This window comes from Streptomyces sp. NPDC005263 (assembly GCF_042872365.1).
Lineage (GTDB): Bacteria > Actinomycetota > Actinomycetes > Streptomycetales > Streptomycetaceae > Streptomyces.
In genome coordinates this window covers 977,752-992,086 of sequence record NZ_JBIAKJ010000002.1, presented here as the reverse complement: position 1 = coordinate 992,086, position 14,335 = coordinate 977,752, and the positions used below count along the sequence as shown (strand labels likewise).

At 72.0% G+C, this 14,335-nt stretch carries 13 protein-coding genes; 6 read left to right on the top strand and 7 right to left on the bottom strand.

The window, feature by feature from the left end:
- Positions 1–76: 76 nt before the first annotated feature.
- Complete coding sequence (locus ACFYRY_RS11665) at positions 77–280, top strand: DUF6243 family protein (RefSeq protein WP_389142708.1); 204 nt, start codon at positions 77–79, stop codon at positions 278–280.
- Here ACFYRY_RS11665 and ACFYRY_RS11660 read toward each other — a convergent pair.
- From ACFYRY_RS11660 to ACFYRY_RS11650, 3 genes are all read right to left on the bottom strand, one after another.
- A complete protein-coding gene (locus tag ACFYRY_RS11660) occupies positions 277–1,266 on the bottom strand; it encodes a small ribosomal subunit Rsm22 family protein (RefSeq protein WP_389142706.1) in 990 nt (329 codons plus the stop codon). The genes ACFYRY_RS11665 and ACFYRY_RS11660 overlap by 4 nt on opposite strands.
- Positions 1,267–1,542: 276 nt before the next feature.
- Positions 1,543–2,727, bottom strand: a complete 1,185-nt coding sequence (locus ACFYRY_RS11655) for a serine hydrolase domain-containing protein (protein WP_389142703.1) — start codon at positions 2,725–2,727, stop codon at positions 1,543–1,545.
- On the bottom strand, positions 2,679–4,043 hold the full coding sequence (locus tag ACFYRY_RS11650; RefSeq protein WP_389142700.1) for a multidrug effflux MFS transporter: 1,365 nt from the start codon (positions 4,041–4,043) through the stop codon (positions 2,679–2,681). The genes ACFYRY_RS11655 and ACFYRY_RS11650 overlap by 49 nt, the downstream gene beginning before the upstream one ends.
- A gap of 85 nt (positions 4,044–4,128) precedes the next feature.
- On the opposite strand from ACFYRY_RS11650, the gene ACFYRY_RS11645 reads away from it, so the two are divergent.
- Both ACFYRY_RS11645 and ACFYRY_RS11640 read left to right on the top strand, forming a co-directional pair.
- Positions 4,129–5,136 (top strand): Gfo/Idh/MocA family protein, encoded by a 1,008-nt coding sequence (locus ACFYRY_RS11645; protein ID WP_389142697.1) that lies wholly within the window; start codon positions 4,129–4,131, stop codon positions 5,134–5,136.
- Between the two features lie 82 nt (positions 5,137–5,218).
- Positions 5,219–5,998 (top strand): SDR family oxidoreductase, encoded by a 780-nt coding sequence (locus tag ACFYRY_RS11640; protein WP_389142694.1) that lies wholly within the window; start codon positions 5,219–5,221, stop codon positions 5,996–5,998.
- A 263-nt stretch (positions 5,999–6,261) separates the two neighbouring features.
- On the opposite strand, the gene ACFYRY_RS11635 is transcribed toward ACFYRY_RS11640, so the two are convergent.
- Positions 6,262–7,314 (bottom strand): aldo/keto reductase, encoded by a 1,053-nt coding sequence (locus ACFYRY_RS11635; protein WP_389142691.1) that lies wholly within the window; start codon positions 7,312–7,314, stop codon positions 6,262–6,264.
- 59 nt (positions 7,315–7,373) lie between these two features.
- Positions 7,374–7,700, bottom strand: a complete 327-nt coding sequence (locus tag ACFYRY_RS11630) for a nuclear transport factor 2 family protein (protein ID WP_356765123.1) — start codon at positions 7,698–7,700, stop codon at positions 7,374–7,376.
- Positions 7,701–7,883: 183 nt separating this feature from the next.
- On the opposite strand from ACFYRY_RS11630, the gene ACFYRY_RS11625 reads away from it, so the two are divergent.
- Positions 7,884–8,441: a DoxX family protein gene (locus ACFYRY_RS11625; protein WP_389142688.1), complete on the top strand. Its 558-nt coding sequence runs from the start codon at positions 7,884–7,886 to the stop codon at positions 8,439–8,441.
- A gap of 22 nt (positions 8,442–8,463) precedes the next feature.
- Here the strand turns inward: ACFYRY_RS11625 and ACFYRY_RS11620 are convergent, their stop codons facing one another.
- Positions 8,464–10,155, bottom strand: a complete 1,692-nt coding sequence (locus ACFYRY_RS11620; RefSeq protein WP_389142686.1) for an SMP-30/gluconolactonase/LRE family protein — start codon at positions 10,153–10,155, stop codon at positions 8,464–8,466.
- On the bottom strand, positions 10,152–11,975 hold the full coding sequence (locus ACFYRY_RS11615; protein ID WP_389142683.1) for a flavin-containing monooxygenase: 1,824 nt from the start codon (positions 11,973–11,975) through the stop codon (positions 10,152–10,154). Before ACFYRY_RS11615 ends, ACFYRY_RS11620 begins: the two co-directional genes overlap by 4 nt.
- A gap of 220 nt (positions 11,976–12,195) precedes the next feature.
- Here ACFYRY_RS11615 and ACFYRY_RS11610 point away from each other — a divergent pair, with 220 nt between their 5' ends.
- Positions 12,196–12,639 carry a hypothetical protein gene (locus ACFYRY_RS11610; RefSeq protein WP_389142680.1) on the top strand — a complete coding sequence of 148 codons (444 nt, stop codon included), beginning with the start codon at positions 12,196–12,198 and terminating at the stop codon, positions 12,637–12,639.
- Positions 12,636–14,273, top strand: a complete 1,638-nt coding sequence (locus ACFYRY_RS11605) for a multicopper oxidase domain-containing protein (RefSeq protein ID WP_389142677.1) — start codon at positions 12,636–12,638, stop codon at positions 14,271–14,273. Before ACFYRY_RS11610 ends, ACFYRY_RS11605 begins: the two co-directional genes overlap by 4 nt.
- Positions 14,274–14,335: the final 62 nt, after the last annotated feature.

Sequence of the window (14,335 nt, the reverse complement as noted above, 5' to 3'; positions counted from 1 at the left end):
ACGGATCGTCTCGCCCGACAGTAGAAATCCGAGACGATACGTCTCGTCACACACCGAGACCCAGAAGGAGACCCTCATGTCCCGTGGCGGATCAGGAAACATGCTGGGAGTCGGCGGCACCCGCAGCAACCTCAGCCGCAAGGCCCTGCGGGGCGGCGGCCGCGGCAAACCAATCGGCGGCGGCCTCGACCCCCAGGCCCAAAAACGGGAGTTGCTGCGCAAACTCCAGGAAAAACGCCAGGAGGAGAACAAGAACGACGACCGGACGGCCCGTGACTAACGGTCCGCCGGAGGCCAGTCGTCACCCCAGTCCGCGTCACGAGCCGCCTTGTACAGGTCGCCGTGGCGCTTGGTGACCGTGCGGCGCCCCAGCCCCTCATCCGTCGTGCACAGGTCGAGCAGAACCTGTCCCTTGCGGATCTGGGGGCGCCGCACCACCCGTGAGGGAGCCGGCGCCACCGGAAAGCGGGCGGCGGCGACATAGGCGAACTTCTCGTCCTCGTAGGCGAGGGAGCCGCCCTTGACCTGGCGGTGCAGGGAGGAACGGCTGACCCGGGCGGAGAAGTGGCACCAGTCCTCGCCGGGGACGATCGGGCAGGCGGCGCTGTGCGGGCAGGGCGCGGCGACCCGGAACCCCGCGGCGACGAGCCGGTCGCGGGCCTCGATCACTCGGGCATAACCGTCGGGGGTGCCCGGCTCCACGATCACCACGGCCTGCGCCGCGGCCGCGGCGGCGTCGACCAGGGCCGCCCGGTCGGGGCCGGTGAGTTCGTTGAGGACGTAGGACACGGTGACGAGGTCGGTGTCGTCGAGGCTGAGCGCCGTTCCGATCCGGGAGCGCTGCCAGCGGACGTTCCGCAGGGCCGGGTTGGCAGCGGCGACCTCCCGGCCGAGAGCGAGGGCGGCTTCCGACCAGTCGATCACGGTGACGGGTCGCTCACCGTCCCAGGTGGCACTGACCGCCCAGGTCGCCGCCCCCGTACCGCCCCCCACGTCGACATGCCCGGCGGGAACCCACTCGGGAACGGCCACCGCGAACGCGTCCAGAGCCGACCGTACGGCCTCGAAGGTGGCGGGCATCCGATAGGCGGCGTACGCGGCGACGTCCGCCCGGTCACGCAGAATCGGGGCGTCCGTAGGCGTGCTGCCCCGATAGTTGGCGATCAGACGCTCCACCGCCAAGGCGGCCTGCCGCGCCGGAAGCCCGTCAAGCAGCCCCGCAAGGGCACCACGCAGACTCTCGGCCGAGGACACAGCAACATTCACCCCACAATCCTATGGCCGCCGCACACCCCCACCCCCCCCGGCAGCCCCCGGCAGCCGCCCGGCGACCAGCGGCGCCTCCGCGCCCCCGCGCACCCGCACCCGCGTACGGCGGCAAGGGGACGTGTCGGGGGGTGTCCGCCCGCAGCGGTTGGCGCGTCAACACCGGCACCTCACTGAGCAACCGATTCCGCGCCGTTCCGAGGACGGACACCCCCCGACACGGCCCCGACCCCACCACAGCCGCAGGCGCGACACGCAGAGGCCACCGAAAGCCCCCTACGCCCCCCGCACCCCCCGCACAGCCCGCGCCACCCGCGTCCCCGCCCCCGCCCGCGGCCCACTGTCCACCCCCCGCCTCCTCGGATGAACCGTGTTGGCCAGCAGAACCAGAAACGTGTCCGTAGCCCGGTCCAGCACCAGCGAGGTCCCCGTGAAGCCGGTGTGCCCGGCCGCTCCCCGCCCCGCCAGTTCGCCCATGAACCACGGCTGGTCGAGGGCGAAGCCCAGCCCCGGCGGCGTGAGCAGCAACTCGACGAAGTCCGGGCCGAGGATGCGGGCCGGCCCGTAGGACCCGCCCGCCAGCAGAGCACGGCAGAACACCGCCAGATCCCCCCCGGTCGAGAACAGCCCCGCGTGACCGGCCACCCCGCCCAACGCCCAGGCGTTCTCGTCGTGCACGACCCCCCGCACCATCCCCCGGTCGACCTTGGCCCAGGGCCGCCGCTGGTCCTCCGTGGCCGCCGCGTCCGGACAGGGCCCGAACCGGGTCGCCGTCATGCCCAGCGGGCGGGTGATGCCGTGATGCACGAGGTCGTCGAGGGTACGGCCGGTGACACGTTCGAGGACGTGCTGCAGCAGAAGCGGGTTCAGATCGGAGTAGGTGTACGTACCGGGCGCCCCGACCGGAGCCTCCGCACGCAGCATCGCCAAACGTTCCTCGGCGTCCACACAGTCGTACAGCGGAAGCTCCGGACGCAGCCCGGAGGTGTGGGTGAGCAGCTCCCGCACGGTGACGCCGTGTTCGACGACGGCCCGGAACTCCGGCAGAAACGCCCCGACCCGCGCGTCCATGCCCAGTGTGCCCCGCTCGATCTGCTGGACGGCGGCGACGGCGGTGAACAGCTTGGTGAGCGAGGCCAGGTCGAAGGGCGTGTCGACGGTCACCGGGACGCGGGCGTCGGGCGGGAGTTCCACGCCGGCGTCCGCGTCGGGGTCGTAGGACGCGTAGCGGACGGCCCAGCCCGCCGCCTCCTCCACGGCGATCACAGGCCCACGCCCGGCGACCAGCACGGCGCCCGGCGCCCAGGGCCGCTCGCCGGTCGTGAGCGCGTGGAACTCCACGACGAGCCGCCGAAGTTCCCCCGGATCGAGTCCGGCCCGCTCCGGTGTGTCGTGGCGCAGTCTCGGTGCGCTCAGTTCTCTGCCCCCTCCGCGGTCGCCCGGCCCTTCCGGGGACGGCACATTCCCACGAAGCAGGCCAGCGCCACCAGTGCACCGGCCAGTTGGACGACGGCCATCGGAACGGCGGTGTGCTCCCCGGCGACCCCGACGAGCGGTGAGGCGATCGCGCCGACGAGGAAGGACGACGTACCGAGCAGCGCGGAGGCGGACCCCGCGGCGTGCCGGACGCGCATGAGGGCGAGCGCCTGGGTGTTGGGCATGGTGATGCCCATCGCCGACATCAGCACGAACAGCGCGGCGGCCATCGGCGCGAGTCCGACCTCACCGAAGACACCCACGGACATCAGCAGCAGCGCGGTCGCGGCGGTGGTGACGATCACGAGGCCCACGGCCAGTACGCGGTCCAGGCTCACCCGTCCGACCAGCACCTTGCCGTTGATCTGGCCGGCGATCACCAGGCCGACCGAGTTGATCCCGAACAGCAGGCTGAACGTCTGCGGGGAGGCGCCGTAGATCTCCTGGATCACGAACGGCGAGGCCGAGATGTAGGCGAAGAGCGCGGCGAAGGTGAAGCCGCCGGTGAGCATGTAGCCGGAGAAGCGGCGGTCGGCGAGCAGGGTGCGCATCGAGCGCAGCGCCTCGCCGACCCCGCCGGAATGGCGATCGGCGGGTGCCAGCGTCTCGGGGAGCTTCGCCCACACGAACCCCGCGAGCAGCGCGCCGACCACCGTCAGCACCATGAACACGCCCCGCCAGTCCGTCACCCGCAGGATCTGCCCGCCGATGAGCGGCGCGACGATCGGGGCGACGCCGGAGATCAGCATGAGGGTGGAGAAGAAGCGGGCCATGGCGGTGCCGTCGTAGAGGTCACGGACGACGGCCCGCGCGATCACTATCCCGGCCGCCCCGGCGAGGCCCTGCGCCAGCCGGAAGGCGACCAGGAACTCGACCGTGGGCGCCAGGGCGCACAGGGCGGTGGCGACGATGTAGACGGCGAGGCCGACGAGCAGGGGGCGTCGGCGGCCCCACCTGTCGCTCATCGGTCCGACCACCAGCTGGCCGAGGGCCATGCCGGCGAGGCAGGCGGTGAGGGTGAGCTGGACGGTCGCGGCGGGGGCGTGCAGGGACTGGGTGACCTCCGGGAGGGAAGGGAGGTACATGTCCATCGCCAGCGGGGGCGTCGCGGTGAGACCACCGAGGATCAGGGTGACCAGCAGGCCGGCGCGGCGCAGCGCGCGGGTGGCCGGTTCCGTCGCCGGTACGGCTGCCCGCGCCGCGTCCGGGGTCGAGGTCGGCGACGGCTGCGGCGGTACCGATGGCGGCGGTGTCGCTGATGTCGGTGATGTCGGTGTTGTCGATGCCCACTGCTCGGGCATGTGCCCCTCCCTTTCCAAGTGATCCGCCACCTATGCTCTCAGCTCGTACAGAGTGCCGAGGGTCACGTGAGCGAGGGTGGGCCGGATGACGGAGCAGAGCGTGCGCTGGGGGATCCTGGCGACGGGCGGAATAGCGGCGTCGTTCACCGCCGGCCTGGTGGATCTGCCGGACGCGGAGGTCGTGGCGGTGGCGTCCAGGACCGACGAGTCGGCGAAGGTGTTCGCGGAGCGGTTCGGCATCCCGCGGGCCTACGGCGGCTGGGCGGACCTCGCGCACGACGAGGACGTCGACGTCGTGTACGTCGCCACCCCGCACTCGGCGCACCGGGCGGCCGCCGGGATGTGCCTGGAGGCCGGGCGCAACGTGCTGTGCGAGAAGGCGTTCACGCTGAACGCGCGGGAGGCCGAGGAACTGGTCGCGCTGGCGAAGGAGCGCGGGAGCTTCCTGATGGAGGCCATGTGGATGTACTGCAACCCGCTGATCCGGCGTCTGGCCGGCCTGGTGCGGGACGGCGCGGTCGGCGAAGTACGCAGTGTGCACGCCGACTTCGGCCTGGCGGGGCCCTTCCCGCCCGCGCACCGGCTGCGCGACCCGGCGCAGGGCGGCGGCGCGCTGCTGGACCTCGGGGTGTACCCGGTGTCGTTCGCCCAGCTGCTGCTCGGTGAGCCGGCGGACGTCGCGGCGCGGGCGCAGCTGTCCGACGAGGGCGTCGACCTCCAGACGGCCGCGCTGCTGTCCTGGGAGAGCGGCGCGCTCGCCTCGGTGCACTGCTCCCTCGTCGGCGGTACGGCCACCACCGCCTCGGTCACCGGCTCGCAGGGCCGCATCGACATCCCGTACGGCTTCTTCCACACCGACCGTTTCGTGCTGCACCGCGACGGCCGCGACCCGGAGGAGTTCGCGACCGGCCCGACGGACCGGGGCAGCCTCAAGCACGAGGCCGTGGAGGTGATGCGGGCCCTGCGGGCGGGCGAGACCGAGTCCCCGCTGGTGCCGCTCGACGGCACCCTCGCGGTGATGCGCACCCTGGACGCGATCCGGGACCGGGTCGGCGTCCGCTACCCGAGCGAGACGGAACTCACCCCGGCCTGATCCGCACGGCGGCCTGATCCGCACGACGGCCTGATCCGCACGTCGGCCCAAGTGCCGACGGCCTCCCGTACCCTGCGGCCCCATGAACGCGATGGGAACGGGCAAGGACGCGAAGGTCGCGGTGGTGACCGGCGCGGGTTCCGGCATCGGCCGGGCCGTCGCCGTGGAACTGCTGGCCGCGGGCTGGTCGGTGGCGCTGGCGGGCCGTCGGCCACAGACGCTGGAGGAGACGGCGGGGCTGGGACCCGAAGCCTCCGCGGGTGCCTCGATCGCCGTGCGGACGGACGTGTCGCGACCGGAGGAGGTGGCCGCGTTGTTCGCCGCCACCGTGGAACGCTTCGGGCGGGTGGACCTGCTGTTCAACAACGCGGGGACGTTCGGCCCTGGCGGGGTGCCGGTCGAGGAGCTGGCCTACGACGCCTGGCGGCACGTGGTGGACACCAACCTGAACGGGGCGTTCCTGTGCGCGCAGGCCGCCTTCCGGCAGATGAAGGAGCAGGACCCGCAGGGCGGCCGGATCATCAACAACGGGTCGATCTCGGCGCACACGCCCCGGCCGCACTCGGTGGCCTACACGGCGACCAAGCACGCGCTGACCGGCCTGACCAAGTCGCTGTCCCTGGACGGGCGGCCGTACCGCATCGCGGTCGGGCAGATCGACATCGGCAACGCGGCCACCGAGATGACCGCGCGGATGCCGGCCGGGGCCCTCCAGGCGAACGGGGAGGTCGTGCCCGAGCCCGTGATGGACGTGGCCGACGTGGCGCGCACGGTGCGGCACATGGCCGAGCTGCCGCTGGAGGCGAATGTGCAGTTCGCGACGGTGATGGCGACGGCGATGCCGTACGTGGGACGCGGCTGAGCCATCCGCGCGGATGGTCACGATCTCAACTTTCACAAATTAAATTGAATATTCCACCCCATCCCGGCCGGTCATGCGCCTATGCTCTTCACGTCCTCCACGAGAGCTTCACACTTGGAGGATGGAGCTTCCGCTGACTGCTCCCGAGGGGGGAGGCGGCAGCCGTTCCACCGAACCGGGTGGGGGTGGACCTCGCGTGGGACCGCGGGGTGCGCACCGGTTCGGTGGAACGGTTGCCGCTTTCATTCGGCTTTTCGGCGTTCTCAGCGCCCGAGGATCCGCTCGACCTCGACCAGCTGCTCCGCGGTGAGCGGCCCCTTCTCCAGCGCGCCCGCGTTCTGCTCGGCCTGCGCGACCGAACGGAATCCGGGAATCGGCACCGTACGGGGGCTGCGCGCCCACAGCCAGGCGAGGGCGCCCTGCGCGAGCGTACGGCCGTCGCTGGTGAGGATCTCCCGGAGCGCGTCGACGCGAGCGAGCCAGTCGGGGGCCGCGCCGGAGCCCTCGTCGAACCCCTGGAGCCAGGCCGGCGGCCGGCTGCGGATGTCCCCGGCCTCCAGCGCGCCCTGGCGTTTCCCGGCCAGCAGCCCCATGGCCAGCGGACTGCGGTTGATGCTCGCCAGGTTCGCCTCCTCGCACAGGGCGATCATCTCGGGCGCGTCCTGCATCACGTTCAGCGTGTGCTGTACGGCCGTGCAGTGCTCGCCCTGTGCGAACACCGCCGCCCGTGCCGGATCGTCGGTGCTCCAGGCGTACGCCCTGATCAGCCCTTCGCGTACGAACTCCTCGCAGGTCTCGCGCAGTCGGGCCGCCCGGTCGGGGTCGGCGTCGGAGATGTGCAGCTGGTAGAGGTCCACATGGTCGGTGCCGAGGCGGGTGAGCGACGCGGTGAGGGCGCTGCGCGCGTGGTCACTGGAGTCGTCCTGCCCGGTTCGGGTCCGGGTGCGCTCGTCGAAGAGGTTGCCCCACTTGGTGGCGAGGACCACGTCGTCCCGGCGCTTGCCGAGGGCTCGGCCGAGGATCCGTTCGCTGTGGCCGGCGCCGTAGGCGTCCGCCGTGTCGAAGAAGGTGACGCCCAGGTCGAGGGCGCGCCGCACCGCCCGTACCGACTCCTCGTCGTCGACCTTGCCCCAGCCCAGCGGCTGTCCGTCCGGCGACTGCCACTCGCCGCCGATCGCCCAGCAGCCGAAGCCGAGGGCGCTGACCTCGATGCCGCTGCGACCCAGCGTCCTGGTGGCCTCGGCGGCCCCTTCGGAATGCGTGGTTCCGTTGGAATCGGTGGTTCCGTTGGAATTGATGGTTCCGTTGGTCTCCATGTCCCGGCACGCTAGAAGTTCGAGCGCGCACCAACACAACCCCCGCGTCGCGGGTTTTTTCAGGCCTGCCCTGTCTCGAAGCGGGAGATCCTGCCGTCGTCCGCCACCGTGAACTGCCACTTGGTGCGCATCTCGCCCCAGGTGTCGTTGCGGTAGCGGGCGAGGATGGCGCGGCCGCCCCGGGACTCGTTGTCGACCTCCAGATGGCCGTGGGAGGAGAAGATCTCCCGGTCGGTCCACTCGTCGAGGTCGCGGTCGAGACCGTCGTCCGCCATGGTCGCCCCGGGGGCGAGGAGCGCCTGGAAGGCGTCGCGGTCATGGGCGTTGACGGCGGCGACGAAGGCCCGGACGGCCGGGTCCCTCAGTCTGGCGGTCTGAATCGTCATGCCAGTCAGCCTCACACCGCTCCCCCGCCCCCGCCACCCGAACGGCAGCCCGGGCCCGCCGGGCAGGTGTAAGGGGTGGGACGGTGGACACGCGAAGGGGAGTGACTCTGCTGTCTGACTCCGCTTTCTGACTCCGCTTTCTGACTCCGCTTTCTGATTCTGCTGTCTGCTCCAGGAGACATCGTGACCTCATACGACCGACGTGATCTGGGCCTGCTGATGCTCCGGCTGGGCACCGGCGGGGTACTGGCCGCGCACGGCGCGCAGAAGCTGTTCGGGTGGTTCGGCGGGCACGGGTTGGAGGGCACCGGCACGTTCTTCGAGTCCGTCGGGTACGAGCCGGGCAAGGAGAGCGCGGCGGCCGCGGGGCTGGCCGAGGCCGGCGGCGGCACACTGCTGGCGCTGGGCCTGGCGACCCCGGCGGCGGGCGCGGCGGCGGCCGGCGCCATGACGGGCGCGGCGGCGGTGCACGCGCCCAACGGGTTCTTCAACCAGGGCGGCGGCTACGAGTACGCGGCCTCCCTGGGGCTGATGGCGGCCGGTCTCGCCGTCGCCGGGCCCGGCCGGATCTCCCTGGACCACGCGCTCGGCCACGCCGTCAACCGGAACTGGATGGTCCCCGCGGCGTTCGGGGCGACCGGGCTGGCCACGGCGCTGGTCGTGGGCGCCCGCAACCGGCGTCTGCGCAAGCGCAAGGAGGGCGAGCAGCAGGCGCTGTTCGAGGAGACATTCGACGAGTAGCGGCGGTGGGTGAGGGACGCTGTCACGGCGGCCCGGCCCCGGGTGCGGGAACGCTCGCTGGGCCCCGCGTCCGCAGTCTGAGGATGGTGCCCTCGCCGTTGGCGGACAGCAGCAGGGAGCCGTCCGGGTCGGCGGCGAGACCCGCGAAGCGGCGGGCCCAGCCCGGCATACCGCCCGCGAACAGGGCGGGTTCGGTCACTGGGACGACTCCCGGGGGCGGGCCGACCGGCAGGTCCTCGGCCTCGGTCCGGCACTCCCCCGTGGTCAGGGAGACGGACGTGAGTCTGCGGTGCGCGGTCTCCACGGTGTACAGCTCCCCGCCGAGGACCGCGAGCCCCTGTGGTGCGCCGAGCCCGTCCGCGAGGACCGTGGTCGTCCCGTCCTCCTCGATCCGCAGTACCGCCCCGCGCCGCTCGTCGCTCACATGGCAGCGCCCGTCCGCGTCGAAGGCCACGTCCACGGGGTGGTCGAGACCGTCGGCCAGCACGGTGAGGGTGTCGGTGTCGTCGAGGGCCACCACCCGGCCGGCGTCCGCCTCGGCGATGACGAGGGACCCGTCCGGCGCGACCGCGATGCCGAGGGGCCTGCGCAGCCCCTGGGTGCGTTGCCGGGTGGTCCCGGTGGCGGGGTCGTGGGTGCGGACCTCGCCGTACTGCGAGGTGTGGTGCAACAGGCCGCCGTCGGCGGCGACACCGTGGGCGAAGGGCAGCAGGGAGTGGGTGGTCACGCCGGCCGGTTCCGAGCCGTCGCCGCCGCTGCTCGGCTCGCCCTCGTGGGAGAGCGCCGGGCTCGCCAGCCGGTAGTGGTCGGCCGCGTACACCGTCCCGCCGAGGTCGACCGTGACGCCGTAGGGGCCGTCGAAGCCGCGGGGGACGATCTCGCGGGTGCGGCCGTCGGGGTGCAGTTCGGTGATGCCGCCGCCCGCGAAGCTGGAGACGAACATGCGGTTCTCGGTGTCGAAGGCCGCGTTGTCCAGGCCCTTGAGGCCGCTGGTGACGAGGGTGCGGGTTCCGGAGCCGTGCAGGTCGACGCGGGTGACGATGCCCTCGACACCCCGGGACAGGACGTGCAGGACACCGCCCTGGTCGAAGCGGACGGCGACCGGCTGGTGCACGTCCTCGGCGACCAGCTCGGGCCCGCCGCCGTCCGGGGGGATCCGCCAGACCTGGTTGGTGACCATGTGCGGGTAGTACAGGTGGCCGTCGGGGCCGCGCTGCATCGCGTTGCCCAGCGCGAGGCCCTCGGTGAGGACGACCGGGTCGCCGCCGTCCGGGAAGAGCTCCAGGAGTCGGCCGTCGGGCTTCATCTCGTTGACGAAGAGCCGGTCGCCCACGCAGGTGATGCCGTTGGGGTTGATGACGTCCTCGGAGACCAGGGAGTACGTCCCGTCAGGGGCGCGGCGCCACACCCGGCCGGGGACCAGGTCGGCGATGTACATCGAGCCGTCGGCGCCGAAGGCGAGGTCGTCCGGTGACTGGACCGGGCCGTCCATCGGCACAATGACGTCGAGGTCCCCGGTGGCGATGTCGAGGGCGCTGATCCGCCCGGCCAGGAACTCGGCGACGTACAGGCGTCCGTCGGGGCCGAAGGCGACTCCGTTGGAACCCCACAGCGGGTTCGGCGGGCCGAGCCGGCTGACCCGCCAACGGGCGCTGGTGGGGTGGTGCGAGCCGGTGTCGTCGAAGCGGCTGGGGCGCACGGCCGGGGCACTCATTCGGCACCGGCCAGGACGTCGTCCAGGCCGCCGTCCCGGCGCCAGCGGGCCAGCAGTTCGTGGAAGACGACCGGTCCGTCGCCGAACTGCTCACTGCGCTCCCGCGGCCGGCCCTCGTTGTTGTAGTAGCCGGGGGTGCACTCGGCGTGGAACCGGTAGAGGTCCGGGGCCTTCTGACGGATCGTCGCCACCCACGCGCCCTCCGCCTCGGCGCTCGGCTCGATGTACGCGGCTCCCCGTGCGTGTGCCTCGGCGACGACCGCGGCGATGTGCGTGGCCTGTTCGTCGAGGATGTGGACGAAGTTGACGGCGGACGCGTTCTGCATCGGGCCGAGTTGGAAGAGGTTGGGGAAGCCGTGGGTGTAGAGGCCGTGCAGGGTGCGTGGACCGCCCTTCCGCCAGGCGTCCATCAGGGCGATTCCGCCACGGCCGTACGCGGGCAGCTGTCCGGAGACCAGGCCCGAGACGCCGACCGCGAACCCGGTCGCGAAGATGACGCAGTCCACCTCGTACTCCACTCCGCCCACGACGACGGCGGTCTCGGTGATCCGCTCGACGCCATGGCTGTCGGCGGTGTCGACGAGGGTGACCTCGGGCCGGTTGAAGGCCTGGAGGTAGTGGTCGCTGAAGGTCGGCCGCTTGCACATGTACCGGTACCAGGGCTTCAGCTTCTCCGCGGTCTCCGGGTCCTCGACGATGTCCGCCACCCGGTCGCGGATCTCGTTCATCTTCTGGAAGTCGGCGATCTCGTAGGCGCGTTCGCGTTCCTCGGCCGGTACGTCCGCGTACGCGTTGGTCGGGATGAGCTTCTCCTGGAGCCGGGAACTGCTGGTCCAGGAGTCGTCGACCAGGTCCTGGTCCGTGCGGACCCCGGTGACGACCTTGAGAAAGTTGTCCCGGCGCTCGCGCTGCCAGCCGGGCTTCAGGGAGCCTGCCCATTCCGGGTCGGTGGGGCGGTTGTCGCGTACGTCGACGGAGGAGGGCGTGCGCTGGAAGACGTACAGGCGCTGGGAGTCGGCGGCGAGGTGGGGCACCACCTGGATGGCGGTGGCGCCGGTGCCGATGAGGGCGACGCGTTTGTCGGCGAGCCCGGTCAGTCCGCCGTCGGCGTCACCGCCGGTGTAGGCGTAGTCCCAGCGGCTGGTGTGGAAGGTGTGGCCCTTGAAGGTCTCGATCCCGGGGATGCCGGGCAGCTTGGGGCGGCTGAGGGTGCCGCTGGAGACCACGACGTAGCGGGCCCGGATGCGGTCGCCGCGGTCGGTGGCGACCAGCCACTGCGACTGGGCCTCCTCCCAGCGCAGTTCGGTCGCACAGGTCTGGAAGCAGGCCTGATCGTAGAGCCCGAAGTGGCGGCCGATCGCCCGCGCGTGCTGCCGGATCTCCTCCCCCGGCGCGTACCGCCACTTCGGGACGTAGCCGACCTCCTCGAGGAGCGGCAGGTAGATGTACGACTCGATGTCGCAGTGGATTCCCGGGTAGCGGTTCCAGTACCAGGTGCCGCCGAAGTCGGCGCCCTTCTCGATCACCCGGATCGACTCCACCCCGGCCTGGCGCAACCGGGCGGCGGCCAGCAGACCGCCGAACCCACCGCCGACGACCACCGCGTCCACCCGGTCGCGCAGCGGCTCACGGGTCGACTCCTGGTCGGCGTGGGGGTCTTCGTCGTAGGACTCGAACTCGTCGGCGAGGTCCTGGTACTGGGTGCTGCCGTCGGGGCGGATACGACGGTCACGTTCGGCGCGGTACCTGGCGCGCAGGGCGTCGGGGTCGAAGCCCAGGTCACTCGGATCAGGGAGGGAGGGGGTGGGGGGAACCGGCATGTCTCTCCTCGGTCGCGGGAGCCCTCACTCTACTTAGTGTTTGCCTGACTCAAGTAACCGTATTTTTCGCCGTGTTCGGCCGGATCGGCTCGTTCGACTCCCGCGGCTCACGCGACTCCCGCGGCTCCCGCGGCCCGGTCAAGCCGGTGTCCAGCGGGCGTTGCCAGACTCGGGGCGGCGCGGCGGCTGCGGATGCCGTCGGCGATCCGGAGTGATGCTGATGTTTCCGTCACCCGACACGGAGACCGAAGCCGAGACGCCGACGCGGGTGGCCAGGCGCTGGCCGCTCACCGTGCTGCGGACATGCACCTGTGTGCTGCTGTTGCTGACGCTGGCGCAGCCCGTACTGGCCGGCCTGTTCATCACCGGCGACACCGACCTGCTGGACGTGCACGCGTTCAACGCCACCCTCATCTCCATCATGAGCTGGCTCACGGTCGGCGCCGCGGTGACGCTGTGGCGCCCGGGCGGCGGTCCCGCGTGGCCGATCGGGCTGACGCTGCTGATCGCCTCCCTGGTCGAGGCGCAGGGCGGGTTCGGCTACGCCCGGCAGCTGTCCCTGCACATCCCGCTGGGCGTCGCGCTGGTCGCCGGGCTGACCGCGCAGACGTACTGGGTGTTCGCCCACCGGCCGGGCAGCCGTACGGAGAACGGGAGTCGATGACCATGCGGCCGAGCCGACGGACCCTGTTGAAGGCGGCCACCGCCACCGGGCTGGCCGCGGCGGGCCTCGGCACCGCGGGGTGCGGGGCGCTGACCCGTGAGGTGTCGGGGGAACAACTCTCCAGCCGGGCGCGGCTGCCCGCCCCCTTCCGGGTGCCGCTGCCCGTGCCGGTGACGGCGACCCCCACCCGGGGTCCGGACGGCGGCGACCACTACGAGCTGGTGCAGCGTGCGGCCCGGGTGGAGATCCTGCCGGGTCTGCGGACCGAGGTGTGGGGCTACGACGGCCGGTTCCCCGGGACCACCCTGGTGGGCCGGTCGGGGCGTACGACGACGGTACGGGTGCGCAACGAGCTTCCGGTGCCGACCTCCACCCATCTGCACGGCGGAGTGCAGGCTCCGGGCTCGGACGGCTCCCCACTGGACCTCGTCCTCCCGCCGGGGTACGGCTCCGGCCCGGGCGCCTCGACGCACGGTTCTCACGGCGCGCACGGCTCTCAGGGGACGCACGATTCTCAGGGGGCGCATGCCGGGCAGATGCGGACCCGGCCGGGCGACTGGACGTACACGTCGGGAGCCAAGACGTACACGTATCCGCTGGAGCAGCCGGCCGCGACGCTCTGGTACCACGACCACCGGATGGACTTCAGCGCGCCGCAGGTGTGGCGCGGGCTGGCCGGTCTGTTCCTGGTGCACGACGACGTGGAGGACGCGCTGCCGCTCCCCCGGGGCGAGAAGGACATCCCGCTGATGATCTGCGACCGGTCCTTCGAGGAGGACGGCGCGCTGCGCTACCCGTCCCTGGACCCCTCACTCACCGGTGAACCGGGGGTCGAGGACGCGTACATGGAGGGGGTGACGGGTGATGTGGTGCTCGTCAACGGGGCGCCCTGGCCGGAGTTGGAGGTCTCCGGCACCAGGTACCGGTTCCGGATCCTCAACGCCTCCAACGCCCGCCGCTACCGGCTGGCCCTGGAGCCCGGTCCGCGCGAGGGCGGCGCGTTCGTGCAAGTGGGCAGTGACGCGGGGCTGTTAGGGCGTCCGGTCACGCACGACGCGCTGCCGGTGGCGCCCGGGGAGCGCTTCGACGTGGTCGTCGACTTCGCCGCGTATCCGGTCGGCTCGACCGTCACCCTGGTCAACACCCTGGGGACGGGAGGCACGCGTTCGGTGATGCGGTTCCGGATCGTCCGCCGGGAGCGGGAGACCAGCCGGGTTCCCGAGCGTCTCGCCGACGTGCCGGTGGCCCGGGCCGAACGGGCGGTGGCCGAGCGGCGGTTCGACTTCCGGCTCACGTCCGGGAGCGGTGGGGAGCTGTGGACGATCAACGGCCGGCCCTTCGACAGCGGGCGGGTGCTCGCGCGGCCCCGGCTGGGCACCGTCGAGCGGTGGCGGTTCAGCAGTGACTTCCACCATCCGGTCCATGTGCACCTGGCGCACTTCCTGGTGGTGGCCCGGGGCGACGGGCCGCCGCTGGCGACTGACGCGGGCTGGAAGGACACGGTGGACGTGCGGCCGTACGAAGTGGTGGACGTACTGGTGCGGTTCCGCGGGCACCGGGGGCGGTACATGCTGCACTGCCACAATCTGGAGCACGAGGACATGGCGATGATGGCGAACTTCGAGGTCGTCTGAGGTCCGACGGGGCGCACGGAGCGACGGCTCGTGGCGAAGTCCGGGTGGGGCCGGACCTCCCA

Excerpts from the sequence above, each read along its gene's own strand:
- ACFYRY_RS11650 (WP_389142700.1), bottom strand. The coding sequence starts at position 4,043 with ATGCCCGAGCAGTGGGCATCGACAACACCGACATCACCGACATCAGCG.
- ACFYRY_RS11605 (WP_389142677.1), top strand. The coding sequence starts at position 12,636 with ATGACCATGCGGCCGAGCCGACGGACCCTGTTGAAGGCGGCCACCGCC.
- ACFYRY_RS11645 (WP_389142697.1), top strand. The coding sequence starts at position 4,129 with ATGACGGAGCAGAGCGTGCGCTGGGGGATCCTGGCGACGGGCGGAATA.
- ACFYRY_RS11610 (WP_389142680.1), top strand. The coding sequence starts at position 12,196 with ATGTTTCCGTCACCCGACACGGAGACCGAAGCCGAGACGCCGACGCGG.
- ACFYRY_RS11640 (WP_389142694.1), top strand. The coding sequence starts at position 5,219 with ATGAACGCGATGGGAACGGGCAAGGACGCGAAGGTCGCGGTGGTGACC.
- ACFYRY_RS11620 (WP_389142686.1), bottom strand. The coding sequence starts at position 10,155 with ATGAGTGCCCCGGCCGTGCGCCCCAGCCGCTTCGACGACACCGGCTCG.
- ACFYRY_RS11630 (WP_356765123.1), bottom strand. The coding sequence starts at position 7,700 with ATGACGATTCAGACCGCCAGACTGAGGGACCCGGCCGTCCGGGCCTTC.
- ACFYRY_RS11615 (WP_389142683.1), bottom strand. The coding sequence starts at position 11,975 with ATGCCGGTTCCCCCCACCCCCTCCCTCCCTGATCCGAGTGACCTGGGC.
- ACFYRY_RS11665 (WP_389142708.1), top strand. The coding sequence starts at position 77 with ATGTCCCGTGGCGGATCAGGAAACATGCTGGGAGTCGGCGGCACCCGC.
- ACFYRY_RS11635 (WP_389142691.1), bottom strand. The coding sequence starts at position 7,314 with ATGGAGACCAACGGAACCATCAATTCCAACGGAACCACCGATTCCAAC.